The organism is Halomonas sp. A40-4 (assembly GCF_015767635.1).
In the GTDB taxonomy this organism is placed as follows: domain Bacteria; phylum Pseudomonadota; class Gammaproteobacteria; order Pseudomonadales; family Halomonadaceae; genus Vreelandella; species Vreelandella janggokensis.
Genome location: NZ_CP065230.1, coordinates 1,166,888 through 1,190,242 on the forward strand (window position 1 = coordinate 1,166,888; position 23,355 = coordinate 1,190,242).

Annotated in this window: 22 protein-coding genes; 12 read left to right on the forward strand and 10 right to left on the reverse strand. The window is 55.7% G+C overall.

Annotated features, from left to right (window positions below):
* Positions 1-176: 176 nt before the first annotated feature.
* The 4 genes from IT895_RS05485 to IT895_RS05500 all read left to right on the forward strand — a co-directional run bounded on the left by IT895_RS05485 (position 177) and on the right by IT895_RS05500 (position 4,775).
* Complete coding sequence (locus tag IT895_RS05485) at positions 177-1,493, forward strand: O-antigen ligase family protein (RefSeq protein ID WP_199284947.1); 1,317 nt, start codon at positions 177-179, stop codon at positions 1,491-1,493.
* Positions 1,490-2,395: a glycosyltransferase family 8 protein gene (locus tag IT895_RS05490; protein ID WP_199284948.1), complete on the forward strand. Its 906-nt coding sequence runs from the start codon at positions 1,490-1,492 to the stop codon at positions 2,393-2,395. The genes IT895_RS05485 and IT895_RS05490 overlap by 4 nt, the downstream gene beginning before the upstream one ends.
* 90 nt (positions 2,396-2,485) lie before the next feature.
* On the forward strand, positions 2,486-3,670 hold the full coding sequence (locus IT895_RS05495) for a hypothetical protein (protein WP_199284949.1): 1,185 nt from the start codon (positions 2,486-2,488) through the stop codon (positions 3,668-3,670).
* Positions 3,671-3,776: 106 nt separating this feature from the next.
* Positions 3,777-4,775: a LacI family DNA-binding transcriptional regulator gene (locus IT895_RS05500; RefSeq protein ID WP_199284950.1), complete on the forward strand. Its 999-nt coding sequence runs from the start codon at positions 3,777-3,779 to the stop codon at positions 4,773-4,775.
* A 19-nt stretch (positions 4,776-4,794) separates the two neighbouring features.
* On the opposite strand, the gene tal is transcribed toward IT895_RS05500, so the two are convergent.
* The 9 genes from tal to IT895_RS05545 all read right to left on the reverse strand — a co-directional run bounded on the left by tal (position 4,795) and on the right by IT895_RS05545 (position 13,747).
* Positions 4,795-5,748, reverse strand: coding sequence for a transaldolase (gene tal, locus IT895_RS05505; protein WP_199284951.1), 954 nt, complete (start codon positions 5,746-5,748; stop codon positions 4,795-4,797).
* Positions 5,749-5,765: 17 nt separating this feature from the next.
* Positions 5,766-6,497 carry an SDR family oxidoreductase gene (locus IT895_RS05510; protein WP_199284952.1) on the reverse strand — a complete coding sequence of 244 codons (732 nt, stop codon included), beginning with the start codon at positions 6,495-6,497 and terminating at the stop codon, positions 5,766-5,768.
* 9 nt (positions 6,498-6,506) lie between these two features.
* Positions 6,507-8,048 carry an FGGY-family carbohydrate kinase gene (locus IT895_RS05515; protein WP_199284953.1) on the reverse strand — a complete coding sequence of 514 codons (1,542 nt, stop codon included), beginning with the start codon at positions 8,046-8,048 and terminating at the stop codon, positions 6,507-6,509.
* A gap of 69 nt (positions 8,049-8,117) precedes the next feature.
* Positions 8,118-9,098 (reverse strand): ABC transporter permease, encoded by a 981-nt coding sequence (locus IT895_RS05520; RefSeq protein WP_199284954.1) that lies wholly within the window; start codon positions 9,096-9,098, stop codon positions 8,118-8,120.
* Complete coding sequence (locus tag IT895_RS05525) at positions 9,095-10,597, reverse strand: sugar ABC transporter ATP-binding protein (RefSeq protein ID WP_199284955.1); 1,503 nt, start codon at positions 10,595-10,597, stop codon at positions 9,095-9,097. Before IT895_RS05525 ends, IT895_RS05520 begins: the two co-directional genes overlap by 4 nt.
* A 61-nt stretch (positions 10,598-10,658) precedes the next feature.
* A complete protein-coding gene (locus tag IT895_RS05530) occupies positions 10,659-11,597 on the reverse strand; it encodes an ABC transporter substrate-binding protein (protein WP_085918923.1) in 939 nt (312 codons plus the stop codon).
* Between the two features lie 177 nt (positions 11,598-11,774).
* The gene (locus IT895_RS05535) at positions 11,775-12,503 is read right to left on the reverse strand and encodes an SDR family oxidoreductase (protein WP_199284956.1); all 729 of its coding nucleotides are present in this window, start codon (positions 12,501-12,503) and stop codon (positions 11,775-11,777) included.
* Positions 12,504-12,716: 213 nt separating this feature from the next.
* On the reverse strand, positions 12,717-13,028 hold the full coding sequence (locus IT895_RS05540; protein WP_085918921.1) for an AzlD family protein: 312 nt from the start codon (positions 13,026-13,028) through the stop codon (positions 12,717-12,719).
* Positions 13,025-13,747, reverse strand: a complete 723-nt coding sequence (locus IT895_RS05545; RefSeq protein ID WP_199284957.1) for an AzlC family ABC transporter permease — start codon at positions 13,745-13,747, stop codon at positions 13,025-13,027. Before IT895_RS05545 ends, IT895_RS05540 begins: the two co-directional genes overlap by 4 nt.
* 172 nt (positions 13,748-13,919) lie before the next feature.
* Here IT895_RS05545 and IT895_RS05550 point away from each other — a divergent pair, with 172 nt between their 5' ends.
* From IT895_RS05550 to IT895_RS05570, 5 genes are all read left to right on the forward strand, one after another.
* On the forward strand, positions 13,920-15,056 hold the full coding sequence (locus IT895_RS05550) for a C4-dicarboxylate TRAP transporter substrate-binding protein (protein ID WP_199284958.1): 1,137 nt from the start codon (positions 13,920-13,922) through the stop codon (positions 15,054-15,056).
* A 61-nt stretch (positions 15,057-15,117) separates the two neighbouring features.
* Positions 15,118-15,747, forward strand: coding sequence for a TetR/AcrR family transcriptional regulator (locus IT895_RS05555; protein WP_199284959.1), 630 nt, complete (start codon positions 15,118-15,120; stop codon positions 15,745-15,747).
* On the forward strand, positions 15,744-16,244 hold the full coding sequence (locus IT895_RS05560; protein WP_199284960.1) for a TRAP transporter small permease: 501 nt from the start codon (positions 15,744-15,746) through the stop codon (positions 16,242-16,244). Before IT895_RS05555 ends, IT895_RS05560 begins: the two co-directional genes overlap by 4 nt.
* Positions 16,245-16,254: 10 nt before the next feature.
* Positions 16,255-17,562 (forward strand): TRAP transporter large permease, encoded by a 1,308-nt coding sequence (locus IT895_RS05565; RefSeq protein ID WP_085918917.1) that lies wholly within the window; start codon positions 16,255-16,257, stop codon positions 17,560-17,562.
* A gap of 26 nt (positions 17,563-17,588) precedes the next feature.
* Entirely contained in the window at positions 17,589-18,815 is a 1,227-nt protein-coding gene (locus IT895_RS05570) for a metal-dependent hydrolase family protein (protein WP_085918916.1), read from the forward strand.
* Positions 18,816-19,091: 276 nt separating this feature from the next.
* Here the strand turns inward: IT895_RS05570 and IT895_RS05575 are convergent, their stop codons facing one another.
* Complete coding sequence (locus IT895_RS05575; protein ID WP_199284961.1) at positions 19,092-20,015, reverse strand: LysR family transcriptional regulator; 924 nt, start codon at positions 20,013-20,015, stop codon at positions 19,092-19,094.
* A gap of 283 nt (positions 20,016-20,298) precedes the next feature.
* On the opposite strand from IT895_RS05575, the gene IT895_RS05580 reads away from it, so the two are divergent.
* The 3 genes from IT895_RS05580 to IT895_RS05590 are packed head-to-tail and all read left to right on the forward strand — an operon-like array spanning position 20,299 to position 23,328.
* Positions 20,299-21,264: a Bug family tripartite tricarboxylate transporter substrate binding protein gene (locus IT895_RS05580; RefSeq protein ID WP_199284962.1), complete on the forward strand. Its 966-nt coding sequence runs from the start codon at positions 20,299-20,301 to the stop codon at positions 21,262-21,264.
* Between the two features lie 59 nt (positions 21,265-21,323).
* Positions 21,324-21,827 (forward strand): tripartite tricarboxylate transporter TctB family protein, encoded by a 504-nt coding sequence (locus IT895_RS05585; RefSeq protein WP_199284963.1) that lies wholly within the window; start codon positions 21,324-21,326, stop codon positions 21,825-21,827.
* Positions 21,828-21,855: 28 nt separating this feature from the next.
* Positions 21,856-23,328 carry a tripartite tricarboxylate transporter permease gene (locus IT895_RS05590; RefSeq protein WP_199284964.1) on the forward strand — a complete coding sequence of 491 codons (1,473 nt, stop codon included), beginning with the start codon at positions 21,856-21,858 and terminating at the stop codon, positions 23,326-23,328.
* The last annotated feature ends 27 nt before the right edge of the window (positions 23,329-23,355 follow it).

The following is a 23,355-nucleotide window of genomic DNA, read 5'->3' on the forward strand; positions in this document are numbered from 1 at the left end:
CCTGGGAACCGTGTTTAGGCTATATGCCATGTTGCGATGAAATTAGCGGGCTGCAGCACGATTTCTGGTATCCTGTGCCCCCTTTAAAAAACGACTGATGGTACCTGATGAGGTTCGCATGACCCAACGGGTACCTCTGAACGAATGAACAGCTCACATCAGGAGTAGCATCGTAGATGCAGCCCAGTAACAAAGAGACGCAAAGCGGTTGGCTGGCAAAAAATCATGCCGTTGGCTGGATTGCGTTAACCATCTACGCGTTTGCATGGCTGATTAACTTTGACGTTTCTCGTTCCGCAGAATCGGTTTTCATTCTGTGTTTTGCCATTGCATGGTTTAAAGAAGCTGACCCCGCATTTAAGTGGCATAAGGTATTTCTCCTTCTGCTTGCGTTTGTTGTTCTCCAGATAGGCGTTTATTTTTTTGCGGTTGACCGCTTTCCCAATGTGGCGGACGGTCAGGTAAAAGCGGCACGGCATATAGCCAAGCTTTTTTTATGTATTGCCGTGGCTTGGTGGATTCGGGGGTCCGCGAAAGCCGCCAAGTACTTGCTGTTGGTCTTTATCGCGGGGATTCTTGTTTCGTTGGCGTTGAACTCAAGTGTTGACGCATGGCGTGCGGGTCTGGCGGGTAACCGTGTTGATTTCGGTTATACCAACGCGCAGCACATTGCCTTTTACTTTGGCCTGTTGCTCATCATGGGGGTGGGTTGGCTTATCAAATGCATAGGTATCAGTGCTGCCAAGTATGAATGGGGAGTCGCATTTGCCTTGACGGTACTTGGGGTTGCGGGTGTCGTCGTGACACAAACCCGGGCTGTCTGGTTGGCGCTGGGGCTGATATTTTTAGGTTTGATCGTCTTTAGCCTGCTGCGTTTACTTACGCATAGACGGCCAGGTTGGCCTCGCCCCAAGCTACTGCTGTCATTTGTCGTTCTGCTTGGCGTGGTGGCGTTTATGCTAAGCACAGTAGCGCCCGTTATTGAAAAACGGTTCCTACAAGAACAGGAAGTGATGGAGGCTCTTGCAGCAGGCAAAATGGTGGATGTTCCCTTCACCAGTATTGGCATACGCGTGCATACCTGGTCGTACGCCTTGGACAAGATTCAGGAAAGGCCGCTGACGGGGTGGGGGGCTAAGAGCCGAGAGGCGCTAATTGATGAAGGGCCTTTCCCCGATTGGTTAAAAGTTAGGTTTGGGCATTTTCATAATTCTTACCTGGAATTGCTCCTGGCGTATGGCGTATTAGGCCTGGCGGCCATTGCCTTTCTCACCGCCATGATCTTAAAAGGTACAGTGACATTACTTACTACACCCCACAAACACTGGGGAGTGGGGCTGCTCGTCTCGTGGGTGTTTTTCTTTATCATTAACCTGTTTGAGTCCTACGTGATTTTTAATTCAGGCATGTATTTCTTTGTTATTGTCGGTGGCGTAGGGATGTCATTTTATATGTTCGGTAAAAATGAAAATGCCAGGACGGTAACGCGATGAATGTGGTTCTGAGTGCCGATGAAGCCTATGCGCGGTACGGTGCCGTGGTGATGGCGTCGATTATCGACAATGCAGCCGATCCAGGCCAGATCCGCTTTTTTATGCTGACGCCGGACATGGGTGAAGAAACCAGACACCGCTTGCATGCGTTCGTGGAAGCGGGCGGTGCAGAACTCGACATTATCGACGTCGATGTACAAGCGTTAAAGGGCCTCAAGGTCGGTCGGTTTGGTACGGCCGCCTTACTCCGGCTGCTCATGCATCGATACCTGCCTGATGATTGCGAACGCGTCATCTATCTTGACTGTGACGTACTGGTTCGCAGTGATCTGTCCGATTTATGGGCTTTGTCGCTTCACGGTCTTTCCGCGGCGGCTGCTATGGATATATGCAATACGTCCATTAGCGCGACTCGAAAGAACCCGGACGACTACTTTAATTCAGGGGTTATGCTCATCGACCTGGCGGCATGGCGCAGTCGACATGTGGGGGAGAGGGCACTGGCATACCTTGAGCAGAATGGAGATAACGCTCGGTATCCCGACCAGGATGCCCTGAATCACGTGCTGGAGGGTGACTGTTATCAGCTGCCGCTGTCGTGGAATTTTCAGCCAACCGCCTACAGGGCGGTTAAGAAGCATTATCCGCATCTGCACAAGCATTTGGCTGCACTTGAAACGGCGGTTCTCAATCCGCGGATTGTACACTTTATCGGCGCTGTTAAACCGTGGCACCCAACATGTGTCCATCCGTTTCAGGAAGACTTCATCGCTTATTCAAGCCATACCCCATGGCCCATCGATAGAAAGGCATTGATGTCGTCATTACCCTGGTCTGAACGTATGCGGATGGTGCTCAAGCAGCCCAAGGTTCGCCGACGTCGTCGGCTCACGGCATCCTAGTCTAGTCTGTGCATGCAGTTAATAAAAAAGCGCCTGGCAAAGCCAAGCGCTTTTTTATTTAATGTGATACGTTTCATTAAGGGGGCGTCGATGAAAGCAGCCATTGGAAATGTTAAAAATTACTTTGCCAGGTTCTTGAAAGAAAACAAGAATATTTCTATCGGTTTTGCTGGCGTGAACGTCAACATCCCCTTGATGGAGAATGGCAAGATCAAGCCTTCAAGGAAAGGTTTTGATGCTAAAGACACGACCAGCCCTTTTGTACAAGAGAGTTTGGGGGCGATTATTTCTTTTTATAATGCATATGAAAACGCCAAGGAAGTCGTCTATTGTCAAGCTCCATATGTTGAGACAGTTCCCTTAAAGAAGGGGGATGCTGGTTTTGAATTTGGTGTTGATGTCAATGAGATTAAAGTAAGGTTTTTGAAGGCCAAGTATACGCCTCCCGTTAGAATAAAAAACCATTTCGATAAGTCGATTGAGCTTTTTAAAGAGATAGGCAAGGTCAGGAAAGCAAGTGACGGAGATTGGGAGAATGATGTTACCGTCAAGATTGCCGATATGAATGTTGAGAAAAGAGAGATCGTTATACAGCCTGCCACGTACTTCGATCAGGTCGGCACCAACTTAACATTAGACTGGGCCTCTGGGGCTTTAGGTGAAACCGCATCATATACATTAAGAAATGATATCGAAAAGACTGTGAAAGGCACGCTTCCAAGGCTGAAAAATTCTGTTCTTGCCAATACGCTGGGCGTGGCGGTCGTGCTTGTTAGTCGCGGAGAGGATGTTTTAATTCCCATTAGGGGTAGCGAGCAGGCGGTGATGGTTGATGGAAAAGGTAAATTCCACTGTTCTGCTTCTGGGGTTTTCTCCTGGGATATGGATGACACTAACCTCGCTGATATTGATTTTGAATTTTTTATCAATGGCATGGCTAGGGAGATCCATAGCGAAATCGGTCTTTTGAAAAGCGAGTATTCATTAACGCCATTAGCGTTTTCAAGGGAGCTTATCAGAGGCGGAAAGCCTCAGCTTTTCTTTATTGCGGAAACAGAAATGGGGTTGGATGAGCTTAAAGAAAAGATGGTTGGCGCGGAGGAGAGCTGGGAGTTCCTGTCGGTTGATGATCTGGCTGAGGATAGCCAACTGAGACCACATCTGAATTCGCCTTTAGAAGCCCCCCAGGAAATGTTTACCTATGAAGGTTGGATGGCGCTTCATGTGGCTATGGCATATATCCGTGATGAAGAGCCGCCTTTCGAAATATTGTGATGTTGAGAGCCAGCGCCAGCGATCAACTATCCCTGTTACACTGGAGATTCAGAATCAAGGCCGTCAAGCAGGCGGTCGACCAGGGGTCTTGATATACGAGTCGTAAATGACGAAACGCAGCCAAGTCACTATCACCGATATCGCCAAACATGTGGGCATGACCAACATGACGGTGTCGCGTGCATTGAAAAAGCCTGAGAAGGTCAGGCCAGAGACGCGTGAGAAAATACTGGCTGCGGCAAACGAGCTGGGCTACGTACCGAATGCCTTCGCAAGCCATCTTCGAAGTCGCAAGAACAGGCTCATTGGGCTGGTGACAGCCAGCGTGGATAACCCTTTTTACAGTGAAGTGATCAAGGCAATTTCACGTGCGGCCAAGGAGCATGACTACACCATCATGCTGATCGACACCGATGGCTCGCCAGAGCTTGAGGAGGTGGCGATCGATACCCTGCTCAGTTATCAGGTGGCGGGTATCATTCTGTCGCCCGTTTCTGACGATGCCAGTTACCGACCCAATTATCTGGAACGGCTGCGCAAGGCCAACTTGCCGGTGGTGATGCTGGACCGAACGCTGGATGTGACGGACTTCAGCCGTGTGGTACTGGACAACCACCTGGCCGGACGATTGCTTGGCGAGTGGCTGGTAAAGAAGAACATCGAGCGCGTGCTAACACTAACAGGCCCCAGCGGCTCGCAAATCACACGGCATCGGCTGGCTGGGCTCAAAGCGGCTTATGAGGAGGCGGGCGTTCCTTTGTCATTGAAGCAACGCCCAGGCGACTATACCTTACAGCCTGCCTATCGCGACATGGCCGCCCATCTTCGCCAGGATAAGCTCCCCGACGCCGTATTCGGTTTCAACCAGTTGATCACGCTGGGGGCGATGCGGGCCCTGCACGATGCCCACGTATCACGGGATGACGTGCTCGTCGTCGGCATCGATAGGCTTCCCTATGCCGATATTTTCGATGTATCGATCCCCTGCGCAGTGCACGACACCTACCAATTGGGGCATGAAGCCTTTCGATTGCTCTTCGAGCAAATAAAAGACCCCACCACCGATGGCCGTGAGGTCACGATCTCTGCCACGCTGATCCAGTAAGTCGCGCGGGAACTTAATATCACAGGGCAGCCAAGCGCTGGGCAATCTGCTCTTCAAGGCGTGACTGGTCATCGGCGAAACGGCGGATACCCTCGGCCAGCTTGTCATTGGCCATCGCGTCCTGATTGTGTCCCCAACGAAAAGCAGGCTCGTTGAGCGTTGTTGGCCGTGGGCCGCCATTGCGTGTCATCAGTACATTGGCCTTCACGTCGCCCGATGTCGTCGCCAGTTCTTCGAGCAACACCGGCGAGATGGTCAACCGTGGGCACCCGGCGAGTGCCAGCACCTGGTCGGCGGTGCGGAAGCTTGCGCCCATCACCACGGTATCGTAACCGCCTTGACTGACCCGCTCGCAGACGCCACGCACGAACTGTACGCCGGGGTCGTTTTCGGTGGTGAAGGTTTGCCCGGTCTCCTTCTTGTACCAGTCGGTGACGCGGCCGACGAAGGGAGACACCAGGAACACACCCGCATCGAAACACGCCTGGGTCTGCGCATCGCTGAACAGAAGGGTCAGGTTGCAGTTGATGCCTTCTTTCTCCAGCACTTCTGCGGCACGAATGCCCTCCCAGGTGGAGGCTAACTTGATCAATATTCGGTCTTTGGCCACCCCTCGCTTCTCGTAGAGCGCCACCAGCTCGTGGGCCTTGCGGATGCTGGCCTCGGTGTCGAAGGATAGCTTCGCGGCCACTTCGGTGGATACGCGACCGGGGATGAGCTTGGCAATCTCGCTGCCCATGGCCACGGCGAGGCGATCCACGGCATGTTCTGCCTGCTGGTCGCGGGTCTCGCCTTTGACGGCAGCAAGTTCCTGATCAATTAATGCCTGGTAACCCGGTAGCTCAAAGGCCTTGAGCAGCAATGACGGGTTGGTCGTGGCGTCGTGCGGTTGGTAGCGCTGAATGGCCTCCAGGTCACCGGTGTCGGCGACCACCATGGAGTGCTGACGAAGCGCATCGAGCTGATAGGTCATGGAGTTTCCCCTTGGCATTAGTGAGACGTGAAGCCGCCGTCTATCGGCAGGCTGGCACCGCTGATCATTGAGGCCGCCGAGCTGAGCAGGAAGGCAACCGGCAGCGCCACTTCACGAGGAGCGGCAAAGCGCCCCAGGGGAATGGCTGCCAGCATCGGGTCGCGCTTGGCGGGGTCTGACCAGGCGCGTTCGGCCATGGGGGTCAGTGTCACTGTCGGGTTGACGCTGTTGACGCGAATGCCCTTGGGGCCAAGTTCGAGACACAGCACCCGCGTCATGGCATCCATGGCCGCCTTGGACGCGCAGTAGCCGAGATGCCCCGGCAGGGCCGCCATGGCCGCCTGACTGGAGACATTGACGATGCTGCCCTGGCGGCCATTCGCAATCATGTGACGTGCTGCCTCCCGGGCGACCACGGCACTGGCGGTGACGTTGGTGGCCATGATTTGCTCAAGGTCTTTCGCCTTGACGTCGAGAACGTCGTCGAGGATCGAGACGCCCGCGCAGTTGACCAGGCCATCAATGACAGGCATTTCAGCGAAGGCCGCGGTGACCGCCGCTTCATCGGTAATATCGACGGCCAGAGTGTGAGCCCCCAGCGCTTGTTTGAGTTCAGCGAGCTTCTCTCGGTTGCGTCCAAACAGCACCAATTCGGCGCCCAGCTCAGCGAGGGCCTGGGCAATGTCGAGACCGATACCGCTGGTTGCGCCCGTGACGAGAATGCGTTGATTCTGCAGTTCGAAATTCATGGAATACGTTCACTCGCTCTGTGTGTGGCGGGTATTGAGCTGATGCATGATCGGCTTGAGCGTCGGATAGAGCTGGCAATAAAGTGTGAAGAGTTCATCGTATCGACACGCCGCCGTCTCGCATGGCGTGGCGCGCTCGACGAGGGTGCCATGCTGTAGCGGCTGGGCGAGGTCGAGCAAACCACAAGCCTGACCGGCCAGCAGGCCAGCCCCCAGGGCGGCCTCAACGCTCTCCCGGTAGGTGTAGACGGGCATGCGGGTCACGTCGGCGATGATTTGCATCCATAGATCCGACTGAGTGGCACCGCCGACCACGATCAGGTGGTCGTCGAGGGTTACTCCCTGTTGGGAGCCTGCTTCGATGTTGTGCCGTAGCGCGAAGGTCACGCCTTCCAGCACGGCTCGGTAGAGATGATGGCGTTGGTGATAAAGGCTGAGCCCGATGAAACCGGCGCTGGCATGGGCATCCCATACGGGGCTGCGCTCGCCCATCAAGTAGGGCAGGAAGAGCAGGCCATTGGCCCCCGGGGGTAGTTCGCGCGCTGGCGGCTCGAGACGTTCAAAGGCACTCCCGCTCTCACCGGCGGCGGCCTTGTCCTCACCACAGAAGGTATCGACGTACCAGCTGACGGAAGCACCTGCGGTCAGGGCCCCGCCGAAGGTGTAAAGGTCCTGGTCGCCGTTCAGCACATGCGGCATGCTGATGAGCCCCTGCCGGGCATCGACGCGCCGATTGATCACCCCCCAGCACATGCTGGTCCCTATCATGGCGACGTGGTTGCCTGGACGGGTCGCCCCTGCCGCCAGCGTGGCCATCGCCGCATCGACGCCTCCGGCGACCACGGGGATACCGGCTTGCAGCCCTAGCGATTCGGCCAGCGATGGCACCAGGCCGCCGACTGTCGCTCCCGAGTCCACCAGCCGGTTCGGCAGTTTGTCTCGATCGAGACCCAGCGCATCGAGCATTTCGGGGGACCAGGCGCGTTTTTCCAGGTCGTAGATACCGCCGATATTACCGGCTGAGCTGTGATCGATAGCGATTTCGCCACTCAGGCGGTAGTTGATGTAGCTGTTGGGCGGCAGCAGATAACAGGTCTGCTCCCAGACCTCGGGGCGTTCGGCCTTGAGCCACATCATCTTGGTGAACCCGTAGTAGCTGTCCACGCCGTTGCCGGTGATATCCCCCAACCGGCTGAGGTCGACGTGCGCCTTCACCCACTGCACCTGAGCCTCAGCCCGACGGTCCATCCATATCAGGCAGGGATAGACGGGCCGGATATCCGCGTCGACCGGGATACCCGAACCGCCGTAAAGGCTGCTGACACATAGACCTTTGACATGCTGGGGGTCGACCCTCGGGTCAGCCAGGCAGTCGCGAAGGCAGTCGAGCACCGCCTCCCACCACACATCCGCCCACTGTTCAGCCCAGAGTGGATGCGGCGTGTCAACGCGATAACCCCGGCTATGTTCGGCCAGTATCTGGCCCTTGCCATCGAGCACTAGCGCCTTGGTACTCTGGGTGCCAATATCGATACCGATCACAGTTTCCATGCAGCTCTCCTTTTCTCGACTCTCGACTATCGACGCGGGGCTGAATCTCGCCAAAGCGTATGTCGGGATTCACAGCGTGCGCTTGCGGCTGATATAGATCGCCAGCAGGATGATCAGGCCCTTGATGACGGTCTGGAGATAGGGCGACACGCCCATCAGGTTGAGGCCGTTATTGAGCACGCCTAGCAGCATGGCGCCGACTAACGTACCCAGGATCATGCCGCGCCCGCCGGTGATGGCGGCGCCCCCCAGCACTACGGCGGCGATCGCATCGAGTTCGAAGCCGACCCCCGCATTGGGCTGCCCGCTCATGAGCCGTGAGGTCAGAATCAACCCGGCGATAGCGGCCGTGGTACCGCTCAGGGTGTAGACCAGCAGTTTGTAGCGGGAGACGCGAATACCGGACAGCCGGGTCGCTTCCTCGTTGCCACCGATGGCATACAGGTAGCGACCGGTCGATGTATGGCTGAGCAGTACATAACCGACGGCATAAACGGCAATCATGATCAGGATCGGCGTCTCGATACCGGCCACGCTGCCGCGCCCGAAAAAGGCAAACCCCTCCGGCAGACCGGAGATCGGATAGCCGCCGGTGTAGATCAACCCAAGGCCACGGGCGATGCCCATGGTCGCCAGGGTGACGATGATCGGGGGCATCCCCGCAAAGGCGACGAAGACACCATTGAAGGCCCCGAAAGCGGCACCTACCAAGAGCCCGAGCACGATCGCCAGCGACGGTGGCAACCCGGCTACCATCATGCCGGCCATGAGCGTTCCTGATAGCGCCATGACCGGGCCGACCGACAGGTCGATGCCGCCGGTGAGGATGGCCAGGCTCATGCCGACGGCGATGATCGCGATGATCGACGACTGGCGCACCAGGTTGGCCAGATTGCTGCCTGACAGGAAGTTGTCATTGATCAATCCCATGGCGAGGAAGACGACGATGAAACCGATCAACGGGTAGAAGACTGGCGTGCGGCGCCAGCGAGCCAGTCGCATCTTGAGTGACTGACGGGCGGAGCCGGGAGTAGATGCAAGCTGGTTCATGCGCTGAGTCCCCCAGTAGCATGGTGCATGATAGATTGTGAGCTGAGATGTTCGCCTTCGAGTTCGGCGGCTATCCGGCCTTGATAGAAGACCGCGACGCGGTCACACAAGCCGAGCACTTCGGGTAGTTCTGAGGAGATCATGATGATCGACACGCCCTGTGCGGTGAGCTCCTTCATCAAGGCATAGATTTCCGACTTGGCGCCAACATCGATGCCGCGGGTAGGTTCGTCGAAGATCAATACCTTGCACTGGTGTCCCAGCCAGCGGGCGATGACCACTTTTTGCTGATTGCCACCACTAAGGTTGTCGACCGGCGTTTCGGGGCTAGGTGCTTTCACCCGCACCGAGTTCATCAGGTCGGCGGCAGTACTTGATTCCTGACGGCGTTTGATAAAAGGTAAGGCGCCCTGGAATTGCGCCAGGTTATTCAGGGAGATGTTATCGCGGCAAGAAAATGGCAGGACCAGTCCTTGGGTCTTGCGGCTTTCTGGTAGTAACCCGATTCCCTGCTCAAGGGCGGTTGCCGGGTGGCGGAGCTTGATCGGCTTGCCTTCCATAGTGACCTTGGCATGTGCGGGACGTGTCGCACCGATAAGTCCCATGGCCAGTTCCGTGCGACCGGAGCCTACCAGGCCAGCGAAGCCAAGGATCTCGCCACGATGCAGTTTCAATGAATACTCGGGACCACCGGGGTCGAGGCGCAGCGACTCAATGTCCAGCACCACGTCAGCGTGGTCGGCATCGCACCGGTATTCGGGGAACAGGTTGTCCACACGCCGTCCGACCATCTTCTCGATCAGGTCATCGGGGGTGGTCGAGGCGGTGTCACCGTCATAGACCTTTTCGCCATCACGCATCACGGTGACGTGATCGCAGATGGTGAAGATTTCTTCCATATGGTGAGAGATGAACACCATGCCGACCTCTTGCTTGCGCAGTTCGCGCATGATGCTGAACAGGTGGTCGGCTTCGCTGGGCGTCAAGGTGGCGGTTGGCTCGTCAAGCACCAGGATGCGTGCATCCAGCGATAGTGCTTTGGCAATTTCGATAAACTGCTGGTCGGCGACGCTCAGCTCCACGATAGGGCAGTCCAGGGGGATACTCACCTTGAGGCGCTCGAACAGGCGCTGAGCTTCGGCGACCATGCCACGTCGGTCACGTAGCCCTAGTCGGTTGCGTTTTTCACGTCCCAGGAAAATATTGTCGACGGCGTCCAGGTCGGGGATCAGACTGAACTCTTGGAAGATAATGCCGATCCCGGAGTCGAGCGCATCCTGATAACCGTGAAATTCGCAGCGCTTGCCATCAATGATGATGTCTCCCTCATCTTGACGGTAGATGCCGCAGAGAATCTTCATCAGCGTCGACTTGCCAGCCCCGTTCTCGCCAAGCAGGGCATGCACCTCGCCAGCGTGGAGATCGAGCGACACATCTTGCAGGGCCTTCACCCCGGGGAACGACTTCGAGATGTGCCTCAGGGAAAGTAATGGAGTCATGGAAATACCCTCATGTGCCGCCTGGCGGCGGCACACGTTGTCAGCGTCAGTGGTATCAGGGTTACCAGCTGAAATCGGCGGCTTTATCTCGGTCAATCAGCTCGACGTCGATGGGGATTTCTGCGGGTGCGGTTTCAGCGCCCCAATGCTTGGCCAGCGCCAGGCCCAGGCCCACACGCACCATGTCGGCGGGGTATTGTGCCGAGGTGGCGATGAACTGCGAGTCGTCTTTCTGAATCTCGGCAACGGCTTCGGGGTGGCCGTCGACGCTCACCAGTTTGATATCATTGCCGCTGGAGTTGATGGCGATCAGGGCCCCCAGGGAGCCGATGTCGTTGACGCTGAACAGGCCGTCGAGCTCGGGGTTGGCCTGAATCATGTTCTCGGTCACGGACATGGCGTGGGTACGCTCCTGGCGACCATTCTGCTTGTCGACGACCTCAATGCCATCGTATTCCGCAAGCGCATCGTTGCAGCCTTCGATGCGTTCAAGGATAGGCACGACCGGAATGCCATCCAGTAGCGCCACCTGACCTTCTCCGCCGAGTTCCTGGGCCAGGTAGTCGCAGGCTTTATAACCGGCGTCGTAGTTCTTTGACCCCACGAAGCCGTCCACGGGACCCTCGGCCTGAGCGTCAATGGCAACGGTGGTGACGCCTGCTTCCTCTGCGGCCAGCACCGCCGTTTCAACACCGACCGAGTCGGCGGGATTGAGCAGCAGGATATCGATGTCTTGCTGGATCATATCCTCGACATCGCTGACCTGCTTGGAGACATCGTGGCGGGCATCGGTGGTGATCACTTCGGCGCCAATGCTCTCCGCGGCGCTCTCGAGCGCCTTTTGCATGGTCACGAAGTATTCGTTGTTAAGTTCCTGAAAAGACATGCCGATCTTAAGGTTATGCTCATCGGCCGTTGCGGTTCCCGCTGTCAAAACGGCGGCGCTGGCGGCGACGATGGCCGTCTTGCGAAAGGGGGCTGCGATATCATTAATTTTCATGGTTGGCTCCAGGGTTTTTGTTGTGGCATTGCTTTTGTGGCATTTAATGATGCGAGAAAGCTGACATTTATTGAAATGTTAACGTCAACATTTAAAAGCTAGAAGAGTCCTGATGACAAAGCAATAGAACTCAGACCAATGTCTACTAGCGCCTGATGACTCTCTCCGAGGTTTACTTTACATATCGAAATTGCTGGGCAGGACCACCATGTCACGAATGGTGACATTGCGTGGGCGAGTCAGCATGTACATGACAGCATCAGATACATCCGTTGGCTCAATAATGCTGCCTGACTCTTTCGCCTTGCGCAGGTTTTCTTCTGGCCAGTCAGCCAGCAAGGCACTGTTGACAGGACCCGGTGACACCGAAGCCACCCGGATGCCATGTTTCAGGACTTGGCGCCGCACGGTCTGAACGAAATTGTTCATGGCCCATTTGGAGGAGGCGTAGACCGGCTCCCAATGGACGGGGAAGTGCCCGGCGACCGAGCTTGTCACCATGATGTCGCCTGTTCCGCGTTCAATCATGTGTGGCAAGACGTTCTGGACGTTCTTCATCACGACGCTGACATTGAGGCTCACCATGCGGTCAATGGCATCTGGGTCAGCGTCAAGCAAGTCACCCCCGATATAGCTACCCGCATTGGCGTGGAAGATATCGAGTTGGCCGGCTTTCTCCAGGATTTGTGACAGCAGCGTTGCGCAGTCCTTGGGATCGAGCAAGTCCATGACCAGCGGAATCGCCGCATCGCCCAATTCCTCACAGATTGCCTTCAGTGCGGCCTGGTCGCGGTCAACCAGTACGACGCGAGCGCCTGATGCAATCATCGCCTTTACCGTCGCAAGCCCTATTCCCGACGCTGCGCCTGTAACGGCGGCTACTTTTCCTTCCAATTCATTAGCCATCAAATTCTCTCCTTTAATTGTCTTTTGTCGTTAAAGCAACTTGACGTTAGACAAACATTTGTACAGCGGGTGAGTGCTGATATCTCTCGAATGTTAACGTCAACATTAATGAACACTAGTCGTCCGCCATGGGCAAATCAATGGAGGGTAGACCAATGTCTAGCGTGGGGGCTGGGGGGAGGGCAAGTGCCCACTAGGTTTTGTCATTTACTTTCAGGAAAACCACCACCGCCAGGATGCCGCGCAGGTTATCCCTACCGCGATTGATACCAGGGGGCTTCGCAGGCCAATCGCTACCGCCCCGGCGGCCACGGCTGCAAGCCGCGCGCCTCCGTCTCCATGCACGATCATGGGCGTTATCACGGCAATCAGCACTGAACTTGACATGGCATCGACGAAGCGCCGTACCAGGGGGCTTAAAGGCACCGTTGCCATGATCAACAGCCCCAGGACCCTGGAGCCGTAGGCGATCAGGGCCATTAATGAGATCGCCAATAACGATTGCCAGACCTGCAGCGAACTCATGAGCCAGTTTCCCTGAACCAGCGCCCGGGCAACAGCACGGCGATCACTCCCCCCGTCAGGGCGCCTACCATGACGTGCAGATAGGGGGGGAGCCACCAGTACGCCATGAGCGCGCTGATGGCGGCCGCCAGCCAGGGGACGGCCATGATGGCCCGGGGCTTTCCTCCTACCACGATCATGAGTAGAAAGCAGAGCATGATCACGTCAAGACCGAACCGTTCTGGCTCGGTGATGCCGCCACCAAATACCAGCCCGATGGCGGTCCCTACCACCCAAGCGCTCCATAGCGCGATCCCTCCCCCCAGCAGAACGCCCAGGTTACGCTCCCCCCGGTGATATTCCCCCAGGGCCATGGCCCAGTTCGAGTCGGTGAGCAGGATCACCATGGCGAATTGCTGACGGCGCGGCAGTGGCTTGAGCCAGGGGTAGAGTGCTGCACTCATCAGCATATGCCGGGTATGGATGGCCAGGGTGATCGCGGCCAACGCCAGCAGGGGCAGGGGCGTGTGCCAAAGCTCTAGGGCCGCAAACTGCGAGGGGGCGGCAAACACAAAAAGGCTCATCAGCATCGCTTCCCAATCGGCTAGCCCCTGATGCACGGCCGCAACGCCGAACGCCAAGCCAAACGCCACCGTGAAAGCCGCCAGCGGCAGCATCAGGCGTATCCCTTTCCAGGTGCCCGCTCTATCGAGTCGAGTCGGGTTTTCCTTTGATGTCATCGCGTAACCTTTCTCAAAACGGCAGGCCACTATAAAACAAACAGACCTGCTTGTTTTTTTGTTTCTTGAAGTCTACATTGAATATCGTGCACTCGCCAATCCGCTAGGTGCCGCCTTATATACAGCAAGATAATAGCAACAAACTGTCGATTAACTCGGCCGGGGAAACTGTATGAACGTTACTCGCAATACGCTACCGCTCGTCGTCGCCGCTCTGGCGCTTCCTGCCTACGTAGCTTCAGCACAAGCATCGACTTCCTTCATTGCCAATTCCTTCTATGACCAGCAGCACCCTTTCTCTCGCTATGGTTACATCGAGTGGGCTGAGACGGTCAAAGAGCTTTCCGATGGTGAACTTCAACCCGAGGTGTATACCGGGACGGTGCTGCTAGCCCCCCGTGCCAGCCTGCAAGGGATCCAGGACAATATTGCTCAAGTCGCTCATCATGCGGCTATTTACACGCCTTCCGAAATGCCGGTAGCCAATGCCGTGCAGGAACTGGGGTTCAACTATTCGGATCCGTTGATCAGTGTTCTGGCTGTTACCGACTTCAGTTTGAACAATCCCACGCAACTTGCCGAGTGGGAAGAACTGGGTATCGTCTACCTGGGCGCCTACAACACCCCGCCTTATGTGTTGATGTGTCGTGAACCCGTTCGCAACCTTGAAGAGCTGAGTGGCAAGCGCATCCGCACGGCCGGTTCCACGGTGTCTGCATGGGTCGAGGAAGCAGGGGGCACGCCGGTCAACGTGCCTTCCAGCGAGATGTACAGCGGGCTCGACCGCGGGTCACTGGATTGTGCGACCAATGCGGTCAATGATCTGGTGGATCGCTCGCTGTGGGAGGTCGCCGAACACACCACTCTTTTGCCTACCGGTATGTATTGGTCCGGCCCTCAGTGGGGCTTCAACGCGGGTTTCTGGGCCGACCTTAGCGATGAGCAGCGTGAGGTCTTCAAGGAAGCAAGCGCCAAGGCCATGACGCGCATGGTGGTTCAATACATCGGCGCGGCTGAAGCCGCCATGGAAGAGGCCGAAGCAAACGGCAACAATATTTACGAGCCTGAAGACGACCTGATGGCGTCGGTGGAAACGTTCCGCGATGAAGCGCTGGAAAACGTCTATGACAAGGCCCGCGATCAATACGGCGTCGAAGACCCGGAAGCGCTGATCGATGATTTCCTGGCCACCTATGACAAGTGGGAAGCCTTGATCAGTGAGGTTGACCGCGAAGACGAAGAGGCGTTAGCGGAATTGGCCATGGAAGAAATCTTCGACAAACTTCCTGCAGACTACGGTATTTATTAATGCTTAAGCCGCAAGGCCGCCTCAATGAGGCGGCCATGGCCGAGATAGGGAAGGGTTCGCCATGACAAAGCGACAGAACCAGGAAGAACGCTCACACCAAACCCAGACCCGGGTCACGCAGGCAACGATTGAATGCATTCTTGCCAAGGGGATTCGTGCGACCTCTACCGTTGATGTCGCGCGTCAGGCCGGTGTTTCTCGAGGCGCTTTGGTTCATCACTACCCGTCTAAAACGTTGTTGATGCAGGCCGCGCTCGAGGATTTGCTCAACCGTGAGGTTGAAAGCGTCCGGGAAATGGCGATAGGCGTCAGCGAAGGCAGGATGAACTTCGATAGCCTGTTGAAAGCCTTGCATGAGCATTTCAAGGGGGACATGTACATGGTGACCCTGGAGTTCCTCACCAATGCGCGGACCGATCCCGACATCATGAGTGCACTGGTGCCGCTTGCCGCAAGGTTCAATGACTCCTTGGAGAAAATCTGGGAGCAGTTAGTCTCCAGCTCGGAACACACATCGCATCAGAACCGGGTCGCTCTTAATGCCACCCTGTGCATGATGCGAGGCATGGGGGCTCAGAGCATATGGCGTGATGACCCTGAGCTCTACAGGGATATGCTGGTTTTCTGGAAAGAGACGCTTCTGAAACTGGGTTTTTCTGCCTCAGATTCGACGAGGAGTGAGCCCGCATGATCATCAAGCGCTTCGAGTCTCTGAGCTACTGGTTTGCCAAAAGCGCCCTGGTGCTGGCAACGCTCTTCTTGATACTGATGGCGTTGCATGTCTCGCTGGACGTAGCGCTTCGATACGTGTTCGGAAAGTCGTTCGCGGGGACGCTGGAATTTGTTTCTTTCTATTACATGGTCGCGGTGGTCTTCCTGCCGCTGGCCTATGTCGAGCTCCAGCAGGAGCACATCAGTGTCGATGTACTGGCCGGAAGACTCCCTCCTTCCTTGCAGCTAGTGCTTTACCTGTTTGCCAGTTCGCTCGGCCTGATCTATTTCGGCATGCTCTGCTACAAGAGCTTCCTCGATGCTTTAGAGGCCACAATACGACTGGAAACTGCCATGGCGAATTTCCAGTTCTATCTTTGGCCTAGCCGCTGGGCGTTACCGGTTGGCTTTGCCGCCATGTGCCTGGCCATCATCGCCAATATGATCAAGGCGCTGCGTCTACGCCGAGCCCTGTAGGAGTACCCCCATGAGTAATATCGAAATAGGCGTGGCAGGTATTGCCATCGCCTTGGCCCTGATCGCCCTGCGGGTGCCCATTGGCATCGCCCTGGGACTTGTGTCGATCATCGGCATCAGTGAATTGACCAACATGCGGGTGGCCTGGGGCATGATTTCTGCCACGCCGTTCGACTTTGCGGGCACCTGGGAACTGACGGCCGCGCCCATGTTCCTGTTCATGGGCTATTTGTGTACCAGCACCCGCATGACCCAGGGGCTGTTCCATGCCATGCGGCTTTATCTGGCTCGGTTGCCTGGTGGTTTGGCCGTCTCCAGTGTGATGGCATCTGCCTTCTTTGCTGCCGCCTCTGGCTCCAGCGTTGCAACGTCGGCGGCCATGTCGCGCATTGCCGTCCCCGAGATGCTCAAGCACCACTACGACAAAGGGCTGGCTACAGGTACGGTGGCGGCGTCAGGCACCTTGGGCTCCTTGATTCCTCCCAGTGTGCTGCTGGTGCTCTACGGTGTTTACGCTCAGGTTTCGGTGGGCCAGCTGTTCATGGCCGGTTTTATTCCGGGGGTGCTCTCGGCGCTGCTCTATATCGCCATGATCATGGTGCGGACCAAGCTTAACCCGAGCTTGGCCGGCGACGTTGATGTGCGTTCCACCTGGGACGAGAAATGGGACGCCTTTAAAGATATCTGGCCGTTACCTCTTCTGATCGGCTCTGTGCTGGGCGGGATTTTTCTGGGTGTTTTCTCGCCTACGGAAGCTGGCGCTGTGGGCACTACCATCGCGGCCGTCATCGCCTTTGCGCGACGGTCCCTCACCATGGAGGCGATCAAGGAGGCGCTGGTCAGCACGGCGGTAAGCACTGCGAGTATCTTCATTATCCTGATTGGCTCGCTTTTTTTCACCCGCTTTCTCGCCATGAGTGGGGTGCCTGCTGCCTTCTCCGAGCTGATTCTGGGGGTCAGCACCGAGACGTGGTGGATCATTCTCGCCGTCGCGCTGATCTATCTGGTGTTGGGTATGTTCATTGACTCCATCGGCCTGTTGCTTCTCACGCTGCCGCTGATCCTGCCATTGGTCGAAGGCGCCGATCTCAACTTGATCTGGTTCGGGATTATCGTCGTCAAGCTGCTTGAAGTGGGGCTGGTGACGCCGCCTATCGGGCTGAATGTGTATGTCATCAAGGGCGCGCTGGGTAAAAGCGTCACTCTTTCGGAAGTCTTCAGGGGCGTAAGCTGGTTCATCGTCATGGACGTTATCGCTCTGTTACTGATCGTGCTGATCCCGGCACTGTCACTTTATCTCCCACAAAAAATGTTTTAACGCTCGCTCTATCAAAAGGAATTCCAATGAAATCGACTCGTTTTATTAATGCCAACGTTATTGATACGCGTAACGGTAAAGTACTTGCCAACCAGCAGGTGCGTGTACAAGAGGGCCGTATCGTTGCGGTTAGTGATTCCCCCTTAGAGGGCGACGATGACCAGGTCGTCGATGTCCGTGGGCACTTCCTGATGCCGGGCCTGGTTGATTCTCATGTTCATGTGACGGCCATCACGCCCAATTTTGCCTTGCTTGAAACGCTTTCGCCGTTTTATGTCGGCGCCAAGTCGAGTGAGCTGCTTGAAGATATGCTGATGCGTGGCTTTACCACCGTGCGGGATGCCGGTGGTGCCGATTACGGCCTGGCGAAGGCGGTCGATGAAGGGGCTTTGGTGGGGCCGCGCATCATGTACGCGGGCAATGCGCTTTCCCAGACCGGTGGTCATGCTGATATGCGCGGGCCGGGGCAGCAAACCTTCGAAGGCTGCTTCTGTTGCTCTGGCCTGGGCCGGGTTTGCGACGGTGTCAGTGAAGTGCGTCGTGCTGCCCGGGACGAAATCAGAAAGGGGGCCACCCAGATCAAGATCATGGCGTCCGGCGGCGTTTCATCGCCCACGGATCGTATCGATAGCACCCAGTTTTCCATCGAGGAAATCGACGCGATCGTCGAGGAAGCGACGGCCGCCAATATCCATACCATGGCCCATGCCTACACGGCGCGCGCCATCAACCGGCTGATTCCCCGGGGCGTCAAAACCATTGAGCACGGGAACCTGATGGATGAAGAGAGCTGCCGTTTGTTCATCAAGCACGACGCCTACCTGACGCCAACGCTTGCCACCTATGATGCCCTGGCCAAGGAAGGTGTGGAGGCCGGTATGGCGGAGCACTTGCAGCGTAAGGTGTTTGATGTTCTTGATGCGGGTGGTAAGGCGCTGGAAATGGCACAACGCCATGGCGTCAAGATGCTATTCGGCACGGATTTGCTGGGCCGAATGCAGCGTCATCAGCTCAATGAATTTCATCTGCGCAAGGATGTGGTGCCAACCGATGAGTTGATCCGTACCGCCACCTGCAATGCCGCTGATGCCTTTGATTACGTTGGCGATTTTGGCGAGATTGTTCCAGGCGCACGCGGGGATATTATTATTCTCAAGGATAATCCATTGGATGACATCAATGTGCTCACCCAGCCGGATGAACAACTGATGCTCATCATGAAAGACGGTGCCTTTTATAAAAACACGCTGTAATAACACGCTGTAGTGAACGTTGTGATGTGGACTGAAGAGGCCTTTATAAGGCCTCTTTAGTCAAGAACTGGCTACCATGGGTCTTCCGGTCTTTGTCAATACAAGGCTTCTCCGGGGGATCGCATTGGTGGCTTGATCCTTTCTGATCGCCCAATGAATTGGGCTCTTACGAACCTCGCACCCACATAGTTCTAAGTAGTCTCCCAGCCACTGCAGTAGCCAGACTTCGTCGGGCGATAGCCTTTGGTGGCTCGATCATGGCTGATCTCTATTTATTTAAACGTGTCGTCTTTCCTGCATGATGCCCATATTTATTAAGTTGGCAATTTCTTTTTCTAGTTCATCGTAAAAGGCTGCGGATACGTTACTTAGCGGTCTGCGTTTAGATTTTAGAAGGGCAATTTCCCATTCTATTGTTGGGTCAAGAGGTTTGGAGACGACATCAGTACCTGGCAGTAATAGTTCAGCAATGGGGTCAACGACGGCAATGCCTACCCCTCGATCGACCAGTGCACAGACGCCGCGCATAGGACGAATTTCTGCTGCAATGTTCCTCTTTATATCAATGGTTTGCATGATGTAGTCGACCCGTGACCGCAGTGGGCTATCAGGCATTAGTTCAATAAAGGTCTGGTTCTGTAAGCTGGTAATTGGCACGGTGTCGAGCGCAGCCAGCGGATGTTTTCGGTGCATGATACAGCGGGCAGAACAGCGCGCTAAGCTAGTCACGCTGGCGCCATAGGTATCGGCTTCAAGGGTAATGCCAAGCGCCATATCGCAGGTGTTATTATCTATCATCTTGAGTAGTTCCTGCATTCCTACATCGATCAGGCGAACCCCGACTTTGGGGTGTCGCTCTTTGAAACGTTTAATCACATCAAGCAGAAATGTATCGCAAAAGATCGGTTGTGCAGCGATCACGACGTTACCGACTTGATTGTTGGCGATGGCTTCAGCATCTTTTTGAGTGTCGCGTATGCTCGATATCAACCGAAGTGCTGAGTCATGGAAGGCGAAGGCCTCGGCGGTTGGTTCAATCTGGTTACGTGTTCGCTTGAACAGAACAAAACCAACTTCTTCCTCTAATCCGCTGAGGAGGCGGCTTACCATCGATTGGCTGATTGCCAATGCATCGGCGGCGGCTTTAGTCGTGCCATGCTTCATAAAAGCATCGAAGGCTTCAATTTCTTTAAGTTTCATTTCTCCTCCTCGAGGCTTTTAGCCAGGTATATACATTGACGGTGTCGGCTTTTTCCCCAATTAAACCCAAAGAGCCCTGAGTCTTTAGCGTGCCTTTCCCCTTCATATTTACATCCTACAACATCGTCTGGCATGCAGTTTTGTAGTCTTGCTAGTACTAAAATGCATGCTGAGACAGTTTATTGCAATTATTTTCATACCTGTCTATGCTGAGTCTGTTCGTTTGGCGTGTAGCACTGAGTGCCCAGACGTAGCGCAAGCAAAAATAATCAAGGAGACAGGAATGAAACGCATATTGAACCTCGCAGCAGTGGGTCTAATGGTGACGTGTACGGCCCATGCGCAAAGCTATCCGTCCGAAGCCGTGACGCTGGTTGTTCCCTATGGCCCTGGCGGTGCCTCTGACCTTGCTGGTCGAGCGTTGGCTGAATCCGCTCGGGAGTTCCTTGGCGAGCCAATCACAGTGTCAAACCAGTCCGGCGCTGGGGGGATGACTGGTGCCCGTGCGGTCTCGGAGTCTGAACCCGATGGTTATACCCTGTTGCTGGCTCGAGTGGGTATGGCGCTGTCACCCGCCGTGAACGAGAACAGCAGCGTCGATTGGGACGAGTACACTTTTCTTGGTTCTCTAGAAGCCACGCCGATGATTCTGGCGGTAGCCGAGGATTCTCCCTATGAAAGCGTCGAGGAGTTGCTTGAGGGAGTCGAAAGCAATCCAGGTGCTATGGCCTATGCGGCTTCAGGCGCGACCGCTATTGATGGCTTTACCGTGCAGACACTACTTTCTGACGCGGGAATGGATCCGCTTTCTGCCGCGACGCTGGTGCCATTCCGTGGCGGTGGTGCTTTGGCAACTGCGCTACTCGGTGGGCATGTTGATTTCTTGGCGATCGCTGCTGGGTCACTGATGCCGCACATTGAAAGCGGCGATATGCGTCCCCTGATGGTTTACGCACCGGAGCGCATGGACTCGTTGCCTGATGTCCCCACCGCTGAAGAGCTTGGCTATGAACTGGCCGGACAAGTCGTCGGCTGGAGCGCTCTGTACGGTCCGCCCAACCTGCCCGAAGAGGTCGTGACGACTTGGGACGGCGTATTGGCAGAGGTCGCTGAGAGTGACACTTGGCTGAGCCGTGCTGATGACCGTGGATCGATCTCAACGATCGGTAGCGTCGATATGGCGACTTATGCCGAAGAGCAGTATGAGTTCTATCGCGGTCTTGCTGAAGAATTTGGCTACCTGGAGTGATCAGTGGCAGACGTAAGTCATCCGACTTATGAGGCGATAACAAGCATTGGGAGGGGCATATGGGTATTACACGCGGCGTGATCGTAACGATGCTGTTTGGGTTAGTGTTGTTTGTGCTAATCCCTATCTATGTGCCCCGCCCCAATTTCATTCCTGGATTTGCACCACCCCCTGATATGTGGCCAAGGGCGGTCTCAATTCTTGGAATGTTGCTCGGCTTGCTATTGCTTGGACTGTCGCTATCTAAGAAAACCGAGGCAATCGCCGACCCTGAGGCGGCCAGCGAGATCCGTGGTGATACGCCATTGGGTAAGTTGATGGCACGTTTCGGTTTGGCAGTGCTGGCCTTCACGCTATTCGTGGTTGCTGTTGAACTGCTTGGCTTTCTTCTAGCCTGCATCCTGCTACTGGCTGCAGTGCTCGTGTTGACAGGCTATTGGCACCATAAATGGATATCGTTGAGCGTTGCCGTGGGGCTACCGCTTTTACTCCACCTATTCTTCTCCAGCGCGCTCAATACGCGCTTCCCTGCCGGCACTTTGCTCAAAGCTTTAGGCTTCTGACGCACCGCGCACTACAGGAACCATCACCATGCTCAATGACCTGTTGATTGCCTTTCAGGCAGTCGCAACGATCGAAAATTTCCTGATCATGGCCGCGGGTATCTGGGGCGGCGTGATCATCGGCGCCATTCCTGGCATGACTGGCACCATGGCCGTAACGCTTGCGCTGCCGTTTACCTTTTATATGCAGCCCATCCCCAGCATCCTACTGCTGGTCGCACTCTATAAGGGATCGACTTACGGCGGTTCGGTGTCAGCGATTCTCATCAAAACCCCTGGTACTGCGTCGGCAGCTTGCACAACCCTGGATGGCTATCCGCTAGCCCGCCAGGGTAAGGCGGGGAAGGCCCTCAACATGGCGCTTTACTCGTCGTGCACAGGTGACTTCATTTCCAATATCTCGTTGATCTTTATTGCGGCACCACTTGCCCTCCTTGCACTGCGAATCGGGCCGCCCGAATACTTTATGCTGATGGTATTCGCACTGACGACGGTGTCCGGGGTTTCGGGTCGCTCGCTTATTCTGGGGCTGGTATCTGCTTGCCTGGGACTTTTGTTGGCAACCGTCGGTGAGGACATGTACGGCTCCTTCCGTTTCGACCTTACCATGGACATGCGCGGCGGACTGGCTGTGGCGCCGGTGTTAATCGGTCTGTTTGCGATTCCTGAGCTGCTTAAAATAGTGGTGTTTCGAAATACTGAGACTCAAAAGGCCATGCAGCTTGGCGACAACCGCGTTACCCGCGAAGAGTTTCGCCGTTCTCTGAAGTCGATGCTTAAAGGAAGCATGATCGGTGTGATCATGGGGGCAATACCGGGTATTGGGCCGTCAGCGGCGGCGTTTTCGTCCTACGGTGAGGCCCAGCGTAGCTCCAGGAACGGCGAAAACTTTGGTAAGGGTGAGGTCGAGGGCATTGCGGCTTCTGAGTCAGCCAACAATGGCTGTTGCGGTTCGACGATGATCCCGCTTTTGGCGCTTGGTGTGCCAGGTGATGTGATCACCGGGGTCATGCTTGGTGCTTTTATGATTCACGGAATGACACCAGGCCCCATGTTGTTCGAGACCAACCTTCACGAAGTCTACATGCTGTTTATCGGCATGCTGTTCTCGTCAGTCCTGCTGTTTGGTGCTGGTAAGGCTACCATGCGCTTTTTCTCGCACATTTCGCGGATTCCGCCTGGCCTAATGGCACCCATCGTCTTGGTTCTGTGCCTATTTGGCATCTTCTCGATTTCCAACAGCATGTACGACGTGATCGTGTTGCTGGCCATGGGGGTGTTCGGTTTCTTCATGTTCTTGTTCGCGATCCCCGCAGCCCCGTTTCTGATCGCCTTCATCCTGGGGCCAATGTTGGAGGAAAACCTCCGCCGTGCCCTTGCCATCTCCCGAGGTGACCCGAGCATTCTGGTTTCATCGCCTATCACCTGGTTGTTCGCCTCGCTAGCGGTGTTCGTGATTGTGATCACTATTCGCCAGCAGCTTAAGAAAGCCAAGGCCTGACACCTTATTCACTTTCAAAAGGATTAG